Source organism: Pseudomonas sp. NPDC090752 (assembly GCF_055584805.1).
The window spans coordinates 241447-255432 of sequence record NZ_JBVJLI010000006.1; the positions used below are offsets into that span (position 1 = coordinate 241447).

The window sequence follows — 13986 nt, forward strand, 5'->3', positions numbered from 1 at the left end:
CGGCAGATTGATACGGGTATTTTATGAGTTCAGGTAATTAATGCAAAATGTAACGAGCAACCCACGTTTCAGTTAAGGATTCAGATGTCTGTTCAGGAATTACCGCCGCTCACCCGCTCCAAAGGCGAAATCGGCAGAATGGAAGCCGCCATGGCCTTAGGCAGTTTTGCCATCGGCACCGGCGAATTTTCCATCATGGGGCTGATGCCGGACATCGCCAGCAACCTGCATTTGAGCGAACCCCAGGTCGGTCATGCCATCAGTGCCTATGCGCTGGGCGTGGTGGTCGGTGCGCCGGCGCTGGCGATCCTTGGTGCCAAGCTGCTGCGCAAGCACATGCTGTTGCTGTTGATGGCGCTGTACGCCATTGGCAACCTGGCCACCGCGTTCGCCCCGTCTTTCGCCAGCATGGTCGCCTTCCGCTTCATCAGCGGCCTGCCCCACGGGGCGTTTTTCGGCATCGCCGCCGTGGTGGCGTCGAGCATGGTGCCAACCGATCAGCGTGCCGGGGCCGTGGCCAGGGTGATGATGGGCCTGACCCTGGCCATGCTGCTGGGCAACCCGGTGGCGACCTTGCTCGGCCAGTTGTTCGGCTGGCGCTCGGCTTTCATCCTGGTAGGGGCGATTGCCTTGTGCACCATTGCCCTGGTCTGGCGCTATGTGCCCCAGCCGCACGATGAGCCGCGCAGCGACCCGCGCAAGGAGCTGCAAGCCTTCACCCTGCCCCAGGTATGGATGGCGCTGGCCATTGCTTCGATCGGTTTTGCCGGCATGTTCTGCGTGTTCAGCTACCTGGCACCGACCATGCTGCAGGTGACCCAGGTGTCGCCGGAGTGGATTCCGTTTGGCCTGGCCGCATTCGGTGCCGGCGGCATCATCGGCAACATTGCCGGCGGCAAGCTGTTCGACCGCCTGCAGTTCCGCGCCGTGGGCGTCGTGCTGCTGTGGTCGACCGCAGTCTTGTTGTTCTTCACCTTCGCGGCCCATTCACTGTGGACGATCCTGCTGGGCGTTGGCCTGGTCGGCACCATGATCGCCCTGGCCGCGCCGTTGCAGATCCGCCTGATGGACATCGCCCACGAGGCGCCGAGCCTGGCTGCAGCGTCGAACCACGCCGCCTTCAACCTGGCCAATGCTTTGGGCCCGTGGCTTGGCGGCATGGCCATCAGTGCCGGGCTGGGCTGGACCAGCACTGGCTACATCGGCGCCGCCACGGCGCTGGTCGGGCTGGGTATCTACCTGGTGGCACGCCGCATGAAGGGCGGTCGCTAGGCTGTAGGAGCGGCTTCAGCCGCGAACAGCGGCAAAGCCGGTGCCATCCACCGCGTCGCTAGCTTCGCGGCTGAAGCCGCTCTGAGAGGTTTATTTCAATGCACCGCCCAGCCCCGGCTCATCGCCCGGTACTTGCGCGGTGGCATGGCGAAAAAGCTGTGAAAGCGTCGATAGAAATAGGAAAAGCTGGTAAAGCCGCTGGCAATGGCAATCTCCGACATCGGCTTGTCGGTGTGCTGCAGCAATTGCCGGGCATGCCCCAAGCGCAGTTCGAGGTAGAACGTCAGCGGGGTCGACTGCACATGCTGGCGGAACGCGCGTTCAAGCTGGCGTCGGGATAACTTCACATGCCGTGCGATCTCGTCGATGGCGATTGGCTCCTCGATGTTGCTGCTCATTAGCTCGATCGCTTCGTTGAGGTTCTGCGGCAATCCCACTCTGAACGGCGGCACCACCTTCGGCACTGCCGGCGCAGGTTTGTCGGCCGCGACGATCTGCTCCACACCGACCAACAGGCTTTTACCGTAACGCCCGGCGAGCAGTTCGAGCATCATGTCCAGCGCACTGGAGGCGCCTGCGCAACTCAGGCGCCGACGGTCCAGCACATGGCCTGCGCGGCTGACCCGCACCCCAGGAAACAACTCACTCATCATCGCCCGGCCTTCCATATGGAAGGCGCAGTCATGCTCATCGAGCAACCCCGCTTCGGCGATGAAGTAGGCGCCGTTCCACAAGCCACCCAGAAGGCATCCATGGCTGTCTGCTTCGTGCAGCTTGCGGCGCAGGCGCGGGTTGCGTTTCAGCGGCACCCTGAAGCCACCGCAGACGAACAGAAAATCCAGGCTGCGCGCGTCAAGCTCCGCGAGGGTCTGATCGACCGAAAGGACAATACCTGAATCACTCCTGACCTGCGCGCTGTCGCCGACCATCTCAAAGGTGAAAAGCGGCTTGGCGCTGACCTGATTGGCAGCGGCCAGGGTGTCCATGGCCGTGGTCAACGTCATCATCGAGAAGTGTTCCAACAACACGAACCCGACCCGGCGCAATGCATCGCCGGTGGCCAGCCGCTGATCCGGCGCCAAGTGAGCGAAATTCCTGTTTCTGAGGTGGCTGGCGGCTGGCTGGGTCATGGCTGTGCTCTGTGATGGGTTTACTTGCTGGCTTGCATCGCTGCAGCACGCGCGGCCTGCAGCCAACTGTCGAAGGCCTGGCGATGCGCGGCGATCCATTCCTGGCTGTGGCGCTGGATATCGGCAAAGGACTTTTCGCCGTTCTGCATCTTCAGGTTCTGCGCGCTCTCGTCTGCAGCAGGGATCTGCATCAGCGAGAGGAATTTCACGGCCGCCGGGTTTTCCTCGGCGAACTCGCGGTTGATCACCGCCTCGATCTTGTCGATCGCGAAGCCCAGGTTCTTGCCTTGGTACAGCGTGTCGACGGTGTTGTCGCCGCCCGGCAGATCGGTTTTCGGCACTTCCAGCCAGACCACATCGCGCCCTTCGACCATCACCCCGGCCACCCACTGCGGCATCCAGGTGTAATAGAGCACCGGCTTGCCTTCCTTGAAGCGGGTGATGGTGTCGGCCATCAGCGCGAAGTACGAGCCCTGGTTGACGTGGATTCGGTCTTCCAGCCCGTAGGCTTTCATTTGATGGGCAATCACCAGCTCACAGCCCCAACCAGGGTTGCAGCCGGTCATGTCGGCCTTGCCGTCACCGTCGGTGTCGAACAGCTTGGCAATCTCCGGTTTGTTCAGGTCGGTGAGGTACTTGATGTGATACTGCTCGGCGGTCTTCTTGTCGATCAGGTAGCCCTGCAGCACACCGGGGAGGATGTCGCCGACCTTGACCATGTTCTGGTCGCCGCCAGCCTTCTCGTAGAAGCTGGCGTGCAGCTTGTCCCACAGGTTGACGCTGAAGTCGGCATCGCCGTAGCCAACCGCCAGGATCATCGTGGCGTATTCGGTTTCCTTGGCTTTCTGCACGTTGTAGCCCAGCTCGCGCAGGCCCTCCAGGGCCACTTCGCCGCGGAAGCGCTCTTCATCGACCGTGGGGAATGCCGGGGTGATCTTTATCCCCTCGCCCGGCTTGTCGGCCGAAGCGCTGGCGTGCAGGCAGGCAAGGCCAAGGGCCAGGGCGCAGGTGGTGTGCAGAAGACGGCGGGTGAAGTTGAACGGGGTCATCATCGCGTACCTTTTTCTGGTTGTTGTTTCGGCATACGGAAAAGTGACAGGCGCAGCACTGCGCCAACGGGGCCGGTGTGGTACCAGCGCAGGCTCGGGTCGGCGCTGCTGCGTGCACCCATGGCCTGGGTCAGGCGGTCGAGGAAGATCGCCAGCAGCACCAGCCCGACGCCACCGACGGTGGCCAGGCCCATGTCCAGCCGGCCGATGCCGCGCAGCACCATCTGGCCCAGGCCACCCACCGAGATCATTGAGGCGATCACCACCATCGACAGCGACAGCATCAGCGTCTGGTTAAGGCCGGCCATGATCGTCGAGGTGGCCAGCGGCAGTTGCACCCGGGTCAGCATCTGCCGGGGCGTGCAGCCGAAGGCACGGGCGGCTTCGATCTTGTCTTCCGGCACCTGGCGGATGCCCAGGTTGGTCAGGCGCACCAGCGGCGGCAAGGCGAAGACGATGGTCACCAGCACACCCGGCACGTTGCCGATGCCGAACAACATCACCACCGGCACCAGGTAGACGAATGCCGGCAGCGTCTGCATGGCATCGAGGATCGGCCGGATGATGCTTTCCAGGCGGTTGCTGCGGGCGCAGACGATGCCCAGCGGGATGCCGATGACCGCGCAGAAGAACACCGAGGTGAGCACCAGCGCCAAGGTGGTCATCGACTCCGACCACACCCCAATCAGCCCGAGCAAGGTCAGCGTGACGAAGCACAGCAGCGCCATGCGCTTGCCCGCCAACTGCCAACCGAGCAACGACGACAGCAGGATGCCAATGGTCGGAGGAATGCTCTGCAGGGTGAATTCGATGCCGTTGAGTACCTGGTCGATCGGCCAGCGGATGGCGCGGAACACCTCGCGGAAGTTGTGCACCAGGAAATTGAGCGTTGCGGTGACCCAGTCGCCCAGGGGGATGGCGGCCGCCTGGAACGGGTCGAGAAGGCTGAATTCGGACATGGGGGCAAACCTCGCGTGGGTTCAGTGGCGGCTCAAAGACGCCAAGGGCGCGTTCATCGCCAGGCTGGAGCACTGGCAGCGGCTGTTGAAGGTCTTGAAGAACGCGCGCACGTAGTCGTTGGCCGGCTGGTTGATCAGCTCCTGCGGCGTGCCGATCTGCACCACCCGGCCGCCCTCCATGATCGCGATGCGGTGGCCGATGCGGATGGCTTCCTCGATGTCGTGGGAAATGAAGATGATGGTGCGTTGCTGCTCCTGCTGCAGGCGCATCAACTCGCCCTGCATTTCGCTGCGGATCAGCGGGTCGAGGGCCGAGAAGGCTTCGTCCATCAATAGAATCGTTGGGTCGTTGGCCAGCGCCCGGGCCAGGCCTACTCGCTGCTGCATGCCCCCGGACAGCTGATGCGGGTAGCTGTGCTCGTGGCCGGCCAGGCCGACCTGGGCCAGTGCTTCGCGGGCACGGCTGTGGCGCTCGGCTTCCGACACGCCGGCAATCTCCAGGCCAAACGCGGTGTTCTGCAGCACGCTCATGTGCGGCATCAGCGCGAAGGACTGGAACACCATGCCCATGTCCTTGCGGCGCACGTCGAGCAGGTCTTTATCGGAGAGGCCGGTGATTTCACGGCCGTTGAGGTGGATGCTGCCGGAGGTGGGTTCGATCAGGCGATTGAACAGCCGCACCATGGTCGACTTGCCCGAACCGGACAGGCCCATGATGACGAAGATCTCGCCACGCTTGACGGAAAAGCTTGCATCGAACACACCGACGACGTGGCCGGTCTTGCTGAAGATTTCGTGCTTGTCGGCACCCTTGTGAAGCATCTCCATGGCCATGTCCGGGTTGGCCCCGAACACTTTGAAGATGTTTTTTACGCAAATGATTTCATCGCCCTGATACATACGACCCTCATTATTATATTTATGACCAATTAACAGTGGCTTCGCATTGTTAGCACGCTACGAAGTTTTGATTGGCAGGCGGCCTGCAACAGCAGGCGAGGTAAGTCGCGAGGTTTTTTAAAACTGTATCCCGGGTTCAGCCAGGCGCATTGTATATCCGAGTCAATTTGTATTATGAAACGCGCATTACGCAGCGCCAGAGCCAGCATTCATAGGGAAAAAACTCGCATAACCTGAAGTAATACGAAGAGGAAAAATAAGCGCGTTGACGCTCTAGATGAGCACTTTGATAATCGGCCCATACCTGTAAGGGTCCATTAAAAACAAGAGTGCCTGAGGACAACGATGAACAGCCCGACGCTACTATCCCATCGCCAACTTATTGAATCACGCCAACCCGGATTTGGCATGAATGGCGCGTTGTACAGCCGCCAGGATATCTTCGAAAACGACATGGATATCTTCTTCAATCGGCACTGGATCCAGGTGGCGGTCACCGCCGATGTGGACGAGCCGGGCGATGTCTACACCGTGGATATCGGCAAGGCGTCGGTGCTGATCCTGCGCGACGATGACGAGCAGATCCGCGCCTACCGCAACGTCTGCCGCCACCGCGGCGCGCGCTTGAAACCCGCAGGCAAGTCCACTGTCGGCATGCTGGTGTGCCCCTACCACCAATGGACCTACGACCTGGACGGCAGCCTCAAGCATGCCAGCCACATGGGCAAGGGCTTCGACCCCAAGTGCCGCAGCCTGATCCCCGTGCACTGCAAGGTCATCGGCACCCATGTGCTGGTTTGCCTGGCCGACACCCCGCCGGACGACATCAAGGATCTCGAGGAAGTCATGGGCCCACGCTTCGCGCCCTTCGACCTGACCAACACCCGCATCGCCTACGAACTCGACTACATCGAGGAAGGCAACTGGAAACTGGTGATGGAGAACAACCGCGAGTGCTACCACTGCGCCGGTACCCACCCGGAGCTGATTGTCTCGTACCAGTCCGAAGACCTGGGCGTCAGCCTGGAAGAAATGAGCGAAGACGCCCGTGCCTCCTATGACGCCTACCAGGTGCGCAAGGCCGGCATCGAAGCGGACTGGCAGCAGTCCGGCCTGCTCTATGAAACCGTGGAGCACCTGCATGACGATGCGCCCACGCAGTTCCGCACCCAGCGCATGATCATCGCCGGCAGCGGCGAGTCGCAGACCCTCGACACCAAGGTGGCCTGCACCAAGCTGCTCGGCAACCTCACCCGCCGCGACCTGGGCGACACCCACCTGTGGGGCAACAACGCGTGGACGCATGTGATGAGCGACCACGCGATGATCAGCTGGATCATCCCGCTGTCGCCGGAGCGCACCCTGGTGCGCACTAAATGGCTGGTACACCGCGATGCTGTCGAAGGCGTCGACTATGACCTGCAGAAACTGACCGAAGTGTGGGTCGCCACCACCCAGCAGGACGCCGCCCTGGTCGCCATCACCCACAGCGGCACCCAGGACCCGGCCTTCCAGCCGGGCCCGTACTCCACCTTCACCGAGCCGTACGTGGACCAGTTCGCCCGCTGGTACACCTCGCGCCTCGCCGCCCACGGAGTGTGAGGCCATGACTGTGTTCGAGAATATCGCCAGCTTGCGCGCCGACCAGCGCTTTACCGACAGCGACCACTGGGCCGCCCACGGCGCCCAGTGGGCCAGCGGCGAAAGCCGGCGCATCGAGTGCCTGAACGTGGTGGATGAAACCCATGACGTGAAGACCTTCACCTTCCACAGCCCGGACTACCACGCCCTGGCCTATGAGCCCGGGCAGTTCCTCACCGTCTCGCCGGTGATCGACGGCGCCAGCGTGTCGCGCTGCTATACCCTGTCGTCGACACCGACCCGCCCCTTCACCTTCTCGATCACGGTCAAGCGGGTTCCGGGCGGCAGCGTTTCCAACTGGCTGCACGATAACCTGCGCGCCGGCAGTGCCTTGGCCGCTTCGGGCCCGGCGGGCGTGTTCACCCCGGTCGCCGGGCCCGCGCGCAAGCTGCTGTACCTGTCAGCCGGCTCCGGCATCACCCCGCTGATGGCCATGACCCGCGCTGCCGCTGACCTGCACGCCGACCTCGACATCGTCTTCGTGCATAGCGCACGCACGCCCAAAGACATCATCTTCCGCGACGAACTGGCCCGCCTGGAGCGCAGCATGCCCCGGCTGCGCACGCTGTTCTTCTGCGAAAGCAGCGGCGACGAGCCGGACTGGAGCGGCCCGCTTGGCCGCCTGTCACTGGATGAATTGAAACAGCGCATCCCCGACTTCATGGAGCGCGCGGTGTTCACCTGCGGCCCCAAAGGCTACATGGATGCGGCCAAAGGGCTGCTGGCCGGCGCCGGTTTTGACCTGTCGCGTTATCACCAGGAAAGTTTCGACATCAGTGCCGAGGCACAACCCGAACCCGCACCTGCCATCCCCGGCCAGGCGGTCGACACCTTCACCGTGCGCCTGGCGCGCTCGGGCAAGACCTTCACCATGGGCGCCGACCAGACCGTACTGGCCGCCGCCAAGAAAGCCGGCGCCGTGGTGCCTTCCTCGTGCAGCCAGGGCGTCTGCGGCACCTGCAAGACCGCGGTGCTCGAAGGCAGCGTGGAGATGCATCACAACGGCGGCATCCGCCAGCGCGAAATCGACAAAGGCCTGCGACTGCTGTGCTGCAGCCGCCCTACTTCGGACCTGGTGATCGACCTCTGAACGTCTAGCTGTACATTTCTCAGCAACGCAGCCAAGAGGGCCGCTCGAGAGGCCCTCTGCAACAATAAAAAGGATAGAGCCGATGCGTGCAAAACAGGGCCTTTTCAAAGGCCTCAACCCTATTGTGACAGTAGGGTCCCTCTCCATTGTGGTCGCCTTCGTGGTGCTGTGCGCTTCCCACGGCGACCAGGCAGCCGGCGTGTTCAAAGGCGCCTCCGACGCCATCCTCGATCACCTCAAATGGTTTTACCTGGCCCTGGTCAGCGGCGTCCTCGGGGTGTTGATCTTCATTGCCTTCAGCCGCCACGGCACACTCAAGCTCGGGCGCCCCGACGAAAAACCGGAATTCAGCTTCGCCGCCTGGATCGCCATGCTGTTCAGCGCCGGCATGGGCGTGGGGCTGATCTTCTGGTCGGTCGCCGAACCTGTGCTGCACTACGCCAGCAACCCTTTCACGCCGGGTCTGAGCGACCAGGCCGCGTCCATGGCCATGCGTATCACCCTGCTGCACTGGGGCCTGCACCCGTGGGCGATCTTTACCGTGATCGGCCTGGGCCTGGCCTACTTCGCCTACCGCGAGGGCCTGCCGCTGGCCCTGCGCTCGATCCTCTACCCGATCATCGGCAACCGCATCTACGGGCCTATCGGCCATACCGTGGACATCATCGGCGGCGCAGTGACCGCCTTTGGTGTTTCACAGTCATTGGGGCTGGGGGTCGAGCAGATCAATATGGGCATGCACCAAGTGTTCGGTACCCCGGTCAGCCTGTCGTTCAAGCTGATGATCATTGCCGTGGTCACGGTGATTGCCTCGATTTCGCTGGTGGCTGGCGTGTCCAAGGGCATGAAGCGCCTGTCCACCCTGAACATGTGGATTTCCTTCGGGCTGATGCTGGTGGTACTGGGGCTCGGCCCGACCAACTACATCCTGAACCTGCTATTCGAGTCTGCCGGCGACTACGCGCAGAACATCATCGGCATGAGCTTCTGGACCGACGCCCAGGCCGATGGCGACTGGCAGAAGAGCTGGACCGCCTTCTACTGGCCGTGGTGGATGACCTGGGGGCCGTTCGTGGGCCTGTTCATCGCACGCATTTCCCGCGGGCGGACCATTCGCGAGCTGATCGTTGGCGCGCTGCTAGTGCCGACCTTGGTGACCATCCTGTGGATGGCCGTGTTCGGCGGTGCCGCGCTGAAGGATGAACAGCAGATGCGCAAGGCGTACGAGCAACAGCCGGTGGCCGAACAAACCGCCGCAGGCCCGTTCCAGGGTGGTCCCATCCTCGAAGCCACCCGCAAGGAAACCACCACGGCAATGTTCACTCTGCTCGACCGCCTGGGCGGGCCGAGTTTGGGCGCGCTGCTGAGCGTGGTCATCTGCCTGCTGCTGGCCGTGCACTTCGTCACCGCCGCCGATGCCGGCACGCAGGTGCTGTGCATGCTCAATTCGCTGGGCAGCATCGACCCGCCCAACTGGATACGGGTGTTGTGGTGCGTGCTGGAGGGAGCGATTGCGGCGAGCCTGGTGATCGCCGGGGGGCTGCTGGCGATACAGATGGCAAGCATTGTGGTCGGGTTGCCGATTGCCATCTACATGTTGCTGACCGGGTATAGCCTGATGCGCAGTTTGATGGCCAATGAGCAGGTACCTGGCGTGCAGGTTCCTGCCCTGGCTACACAACTACATATGCCCAAAGAGCTGGTTTAGCAGAAAACCTGTGGGAGCGGGCTTGCCGAGACGTCGGACCGCCCGCGAAGCAGGCACCGCGCAGGATGGCACGGGCTTCGCCCGTGTTCGCGGGACAAGCCCGCTCCCACAGAGGGGCTGGCCACGCATATTCAACCGTGCTTGTCTGCTTTCCAGGTGTGCTCATTCACCAAGTTCGCTGGCCGCTGGCCGGCCAGCGCGCTCAGCAGATTCTCCACCGCACACCGCGCCATCGCCTCGCGCGTCTCATGGGTCGCAGAGCCGATATGCGGCGTTGCAACCACGTTATCGAGTTGCAGCAGCGGCGAATCGGCGGGCAACGGCTCTTGCACGAACACATCCAACCCGGCAGCGCGAATGCGCTTTTCGCGTAGCGCTTCGATCAGCGCCTGCTCATCCACCACCCGCCCGCGCGCGATGTTGACCAAAATCGCTTCGGGCTTCATCAGCTTGAATTCTCGCGCCCCGATCAAGCCTTCGGTGCTGGCACTCAAAGGCACCGTCAAACAGACGAAATCCGACTCGCTCAGCAACGCGTCGAGGCTGCAGTAACGGGCATCGTAACGGGCATCCACTTCCGGCTTGGCCCGCGAACTGTGGTAAAGCACGCGCATGCCAAAACCGGCCGCGCCACGCCGCGCCAGGGCCTCGCCAATGCGCCCCATGCCGACGATGCCCAGCGTCTTGCCGTGCACGTCGCTGCCAAAATGCGCCGGCCCCAGGTTCGCCTGCCAGTGGCTGTCCCGCACCCAACCGGCCAGCTCCACCACGCGCCGGGCGCTGGCCAGGATCAAGGCGAAGCCGGTGTCGGCGGTGGTTTCGGTCAGCACATCGGGCGTGTTGGTGAGCATCACGCCACGGCGGGTCAGGTCGGCGATGTCGTAGTTGTCTACCCCGACCGATACGCTGCAGACCACTTCCAGTTCAGGTGCCAGATCCAGCAGGCTGCTGTCCAGCCGCAGGCTGGCGCCCAGCAGTCCATGGGCGCCGGGCAAAGCATCGCGCAGCCGCGCCAGGCCGTCACTGGCGCGGGTGTCCACCCAGGTCACCTCGACCTGTTGCTGCAACCGCGCAAGCAAGGCATCGGGCAGGCGCTTGTAAAGGACGATTCGCTTTTTCATGCTTGGTTTCCTATTGGCTCATTGCCAGGCCCTGGCCACGGGGCTTGGCCTGGCCAGAGGTCTGTGAAGTTTTCAGCACGGCCGTGAGGGCCACTGCAGTTAGCAGCGCCCCGGACATGAACAGGTACGAGGCGCCCGGGCCACCGGTCGCGCCATTAAGGTAGCCGACCAGCCACGAGCCACCGAACGAGCCCAGCGCGCCCATGCTGTTGATCAGCGCCATCGCCCCGCCGGCGACGTTGCTGGGCAGAATCTCCGGCACGATGGCGAAGAACGGGCCATAGGGGGCGTACATGCAGGCGCCGGCCACCACCAGCAGCGCGTAGGACACCCAGAAGTGCTCGGTGCCCAGCGCATAGGAGCCATAGAAAGCCAGCGCGGCGATCAGCAGCGGCGGCCAGACGAAGCGCTTGCGCTTCTGCAGGCGGTCCGAGGCCCACGACACCCCGACCATCGCCAGCACCGCGGCCATGTAAGGCACCGACGCCAGCCAGCCGGCCTCGACGATATCGACGTTGGCCGCCTGCTTGAGGATCGACGGCAGCCACAACACGAAGCCGTACACGCCAATGCTCCAGCAGAAGTACTGCAGCGACAGCACGATCACCTGCGGTGAGCGGAACGCCTCGCGGTAGTTCTTCACCGGTTTGATGCCTTGCTGCTCAGCGGCCAGGGCCTGCTGCAACGCGGCCTTTTCATGCTCGCTCAGCCAGTCGACCTGGGCCGGCCGGTCCGCCACCAGGCGCCACCAGATGAACGCCCAGAGCACCGCTGGCAGGCCTTCGATGATGAACATCCAGCGCCAGTCGAAGTGTTTGATCAAGTAGCCCGACACCACCGACATCCACAGGATGGTCACCGGGTTGCCAAGCATCAGGAAGGTATTGGCGCGCGAGCGCTCGGCGCGGGTGAACCAGTGGCACAGGTACACCAGCATGGCCGGCATCACCGCCGCCTCGACCACGCCCAGCAGAAAACGGATGCCGATCAGCAGGTAGACATTGCTGATCATCCCGGTCAGGGTCGCCAGGCCACCCCAAAGGATGAGGCTGACGAAAATCAGCTTCTTCACGCTGCGTTTTTCGGCGTAGATCGCACCGGGCACCTGGAAAAAGAAATAGCCGAGGAAGAACAGCGCGCCGAGCAGGGACGACAGCACCGGGGTGATCTTGAGGTCGTCGGCCATGCCGGATGCTGCGGCGAACCCATAGTTGGCGCGGTCCAGGTAGGCGAGGCTGTAGGTGATGAACACGATCGGGATGATGTACCACCAACGGCGTGGGGCAAGGCTTGTCGATTGCATGATGTATGCTCCTGAGCTTGTTGTTTTTGTCGCAACAGGGCCGGCGTACCGGCGATCAAAGTTTCAGGCACTCTTGGCTAGCGTGTAGGCCTCCAGTTCACTGCGTAACGGCAGCCCTTCCATGTCGCCGCGCGACTGCACGGCGCGGCTGCCGCACCAGTTGCCACGCGCCACTGCCTCGGCCAGTGGGCGGCCTTCGAGCAATGCACTGACCACGCCGACGGCGAAGGCGTCGCCGGCGCCGACGGTGTCCACCACCTTGGCCACCGGCACCGGGGCCACGCGCCCCTCGCACTGGGTGTTGCGGTAATAGGCGCCCTCGCCCCCCAGCTTGATCACCACCTGCTCGACACCTCGGTCGAGGTAGTACGCGGCGATGTCCGCCGGTGATTCAAGACCGGTCAGCAAGCGACCCTCTTCAAGGCCGGGCAGCAACCAGTGTGCCTTCAGCGCCAGCGCGTTCACTTCACGCACCATGCTGGCCTGGCTGGGCCACAGCGATGGGCGCAGGTTGGGGTCGAAGGAAATGCTCCTACCCTCAGCGCGCATGTGGTCCACCAGCTCGTGGGCCAGCGCCCTGCAGCCGGTCGACAGCGCCAGCGGAATACCGGTGGCGTGCAGGTGCCGGGCCTGCAGTAACGCTGGGCTGAGTTGCGTGGGCGAAAGCTGGCTGGCAGCGGAGTTGCGACGAAAATACTCGACCACCGGGTCACTGCCATCGTCGCAACGGCCCTTGAGCTGGAAGCCTGTAGGGAAGTGGGTGTCCACTTCGACGCGGCTGCAGTCGAGCCCCTCTTTGCGCAGGCTGTCGAGCACGAAGCGGCCTAGCGAATCGTCGCCCACCCGGCTCAGCCAGCGCACCCGAAAACCCAGGCGGGCCAGGCCGATGGCCACATTGCTGTCGGCGCCGGCAATGCGCTTGGCGAATGCGCCCACGCTGGCCAAGTCGCCGACCTGCTCGGCAACGAACATCGCCATGGTTTCGCCAAAACACAGCACGTCATGTTCAGGCATGGCTCACCTCCGCGCCCAGGCCAATACGCGCCAGGTTGTTCACCTGGGCGCGGGTCAGCGCCAGCAGGTCGTCGCCGGCGAGGGGATATTCCACGGCGCGTACCAGGCCCGGGGTGAACGCATCGAACAACGCCTCCCAGGCCACCAGGTCGGCTGCCTGAGGCACAACGGCGATCAGACGGCCACTGGCTTCGCGCTGCACAGCCTTGCAGTGCACGTAACGCACCCAACGACCGAGCTGCTGTGCGGCTTGCAGCGCGGACTCGCCCTGCCATTGCCAGTTGCCGATGTCGAAGGTCATGCCCAGCTGCACGCCCAACGCTTCGCTGTACTGGAAAAATTGCAGCAGTGGTTCTATTCGCCCGCCTTGTGGGGTCTGGTCATTCTCCACCAGCAATACGGGGTCGCCCTGATGCAACAGCGCTTTCAAGGCGCTCAGGTCGCGTTGGGGGTGGTAATGCCCCAGGGATACTTTCAGCGCCACGGCGCCCAGTGCCCGTGCCAATGCCAGCTTGGCCGGCAGGCGCGGGTCGAGCTGGCCGTCGGGCGTCCACAGTTCCAGTGGCGAGGAATACAGGCATTCCAGGCCCAACGCCTTGATTGCCGCAGACAACTTGGCAGCGTCCGGGGCTTCGTCGAACAGCTCTTCACGCAGTTCGACACGCATCACGCCAGCAGCGGCCAGCAGTTCAAGGAAGCTCTCCTGCCCTTGCTGGCGCACCAGGCTGGCACCGTAGCTGGAGAGGCTGATGGAAACGGGGTTCGCGTGCATTGTTTTTATCCCTATGAAACCGGTTTC

At 63.2% G+C, this 13986-nt stretch carries 12 protein-coding genes; 4 read left to right on the plus strand and 8 right to left on the minus strand.

The genetic code is table 11. The features are described from left to right. Positions 1-84: 84 nt before the first annotated feature. Entirely contained in the window at positions 85-1272 is a 1188-nt protein-coding gene (locus tag ACZ6YA_RS11110; protein ID WP_465897154.1) for an MFS transporter, read from the plus strand. Positions 1273-1367: 95 nt separating this feature from the next. On the opposite strand, the gene ACZ6YA_RS11115 is transcribed toward ACZ6YA_RS11110, so the two are convergent. The 4 genes from ACZ6YA_RS11115 to ACZ6YA_RS11130 are packed head-to-tail and all read right to left on the minus strand — an operon-like array spanning position 1368 to position 5310. Then, positions 1368-2402, minus strand: a complete 1035-nt coding sequence (locus ACZ6YA_RS11115; RefSeq protein WP_465897155.1) for a GlxA family transcriptional regulator — start codon at positions 2400-2402, stop codon at positions 1368-1370. A 20-nt stretch (positions 2403-2422) separates the two neighbouring features. Then, positions 2423-3451, minus strand: a complete 1029-nt coding sequence (proX, locus tag ACZ6YA_RS11120) for a glycine betaine/L-proline ABC transporter substrate-binding protein ProX (RefSeq protein ID WP_465897156.1) — start codon at positions 3449-3451, stop codon at positions 2423-2425. Then, a complete protein-coding gene (gene proW, locus ACZ6YA_RS11125) occupies positions 3451-4410 on the minus strand; it encodes a glycine betaine/L-proline ABC transporter permease ProW (protein ID WP_465897157.1) in 960 nt (319 codons plus the stop codon). The genes proX and proW overlap by 1 nt, the downstream gene beginning before the upstream one ends. Positions 4411-4431: 21 nt before the next feature. Then, a complete protein-coding gene (locus ACZ6YA_RS11130; protein WP_465897158.1) occupies positions 4432-5310 on the minus strand; it encodes a quaternary amine ABC transporter ATP-binding protein in 879 nt (292 codons plus the stop codon). Between the two features lie 408 nt (positions 5311-5718). On the opposite strand from ACZ6YA_RS11130, the gene ACZ6YA_RS11135 reads away from it, so the two are divergent. The 3 genes from ACZ6YA_RS11135 to ACZ6YA_RS11145 all read left to right on the plus strand — a co-directional run bounded on the left by ACZ6YA_RS11135 (position 5719) and on the right by ACZ6YA_RS11145 (position 9749). Beyond that, positions 5719-6912 (plus strand): aromatic ring-hydroxylating oxygenase subunit alpha, encoded by a 1194-nt coding sequence (locus tag ACZ6YA_RS11135; RefSeq protein ID WP_465897159.1) that lies wholly within the window; start codon positions 5719-5721, stop codon positions 6910-6912. Between the two features lie 4 nt (positions 6913-6916). After that, positions 6917-8041, plus strand: coding sequence for an FAD-binding oxidoreductase (locus tag ACZ6YA_RS11140; RefSeq protein ID WP_465897160.1), 1125 nt, complete (start codon positions 6917-6919; stop codon positions 8039-8041). An 82-nt stretch (positions 8042-8123) separates the two neighbouring features. Next, the gene (locus ACZ6YA_RS11145) at positions 8124-9749 is read left to right on the plus strand and encodes a BCCT family transporter (protein ID WP_465897161.1); all 1626 of its coding nucleotides are present in this window, start codon (positions 8124-8126) and stop codon (positions 9747-9749) included. A 131-nt stretch (positions 9750-9880) separates the two neighbouring features. On the opposite strand, the gene ACZ6YA_RS11150 is transcribed toward ACZ6YA_RS11145, so the two are convergent. From ACZ6YA_RS11150 to ACZ6YA_RS11165, 4 genes are all read right to left on the minus strand, one after another. Beyond that, positions 9881-10870 carry a 2-hydroxyacid dehydrogenase gene (locus tag ACZ6YA_RS11150; protein ID WP_465897162.1) on the minus strand — a complete coding sequence of 330 codons (990 nt, stop codon included), beginning with the start codon at positions 10868-10870 and terminating at the stop codon, positions 9881-9883. 10 nt (positions 10871-10880) lie between these two features. Beyond that, positions 10881-12173: an MFS transporter gene (locus tag ACZ6YA_RS11155; protein ID WP_465897163.1), complete on the minus strand. Its 1293-nt coding sequence runs from the start codon at positions 12171-12173 to the stop codon at positions 10881-10883. A 63-nt stretch (positions 12174-12236) separates the two neighbouring features. Beyond that, positions 12237-13187 (minus strand): sugar kinase, encoded by a 951-nt coding sequence (locus ACZ6YA_RS11160; protein ID WP_465897164.1) that lies wholly within the window; start codon positions 13185-13187, stop codon positions 12237-12239. Next, positions 13180-13959, minus strand: coding sequence for a sugar phosphate isomerase/epimerase family protein (locus tag ACZ6YA_RS11165; RefSeq protein ID WP_465897165.1), 780 nt, complete (start codon positions 13957-13959; stop codon positions 13180-13182). The genes ACZ6YA_RS11160 and ACZ6YA_RS11165 overlap by 8 nt, the downstream gene beginning before the upstream one ends. Positions 13960-13986 lie beyond the last annotated feature (27 nt).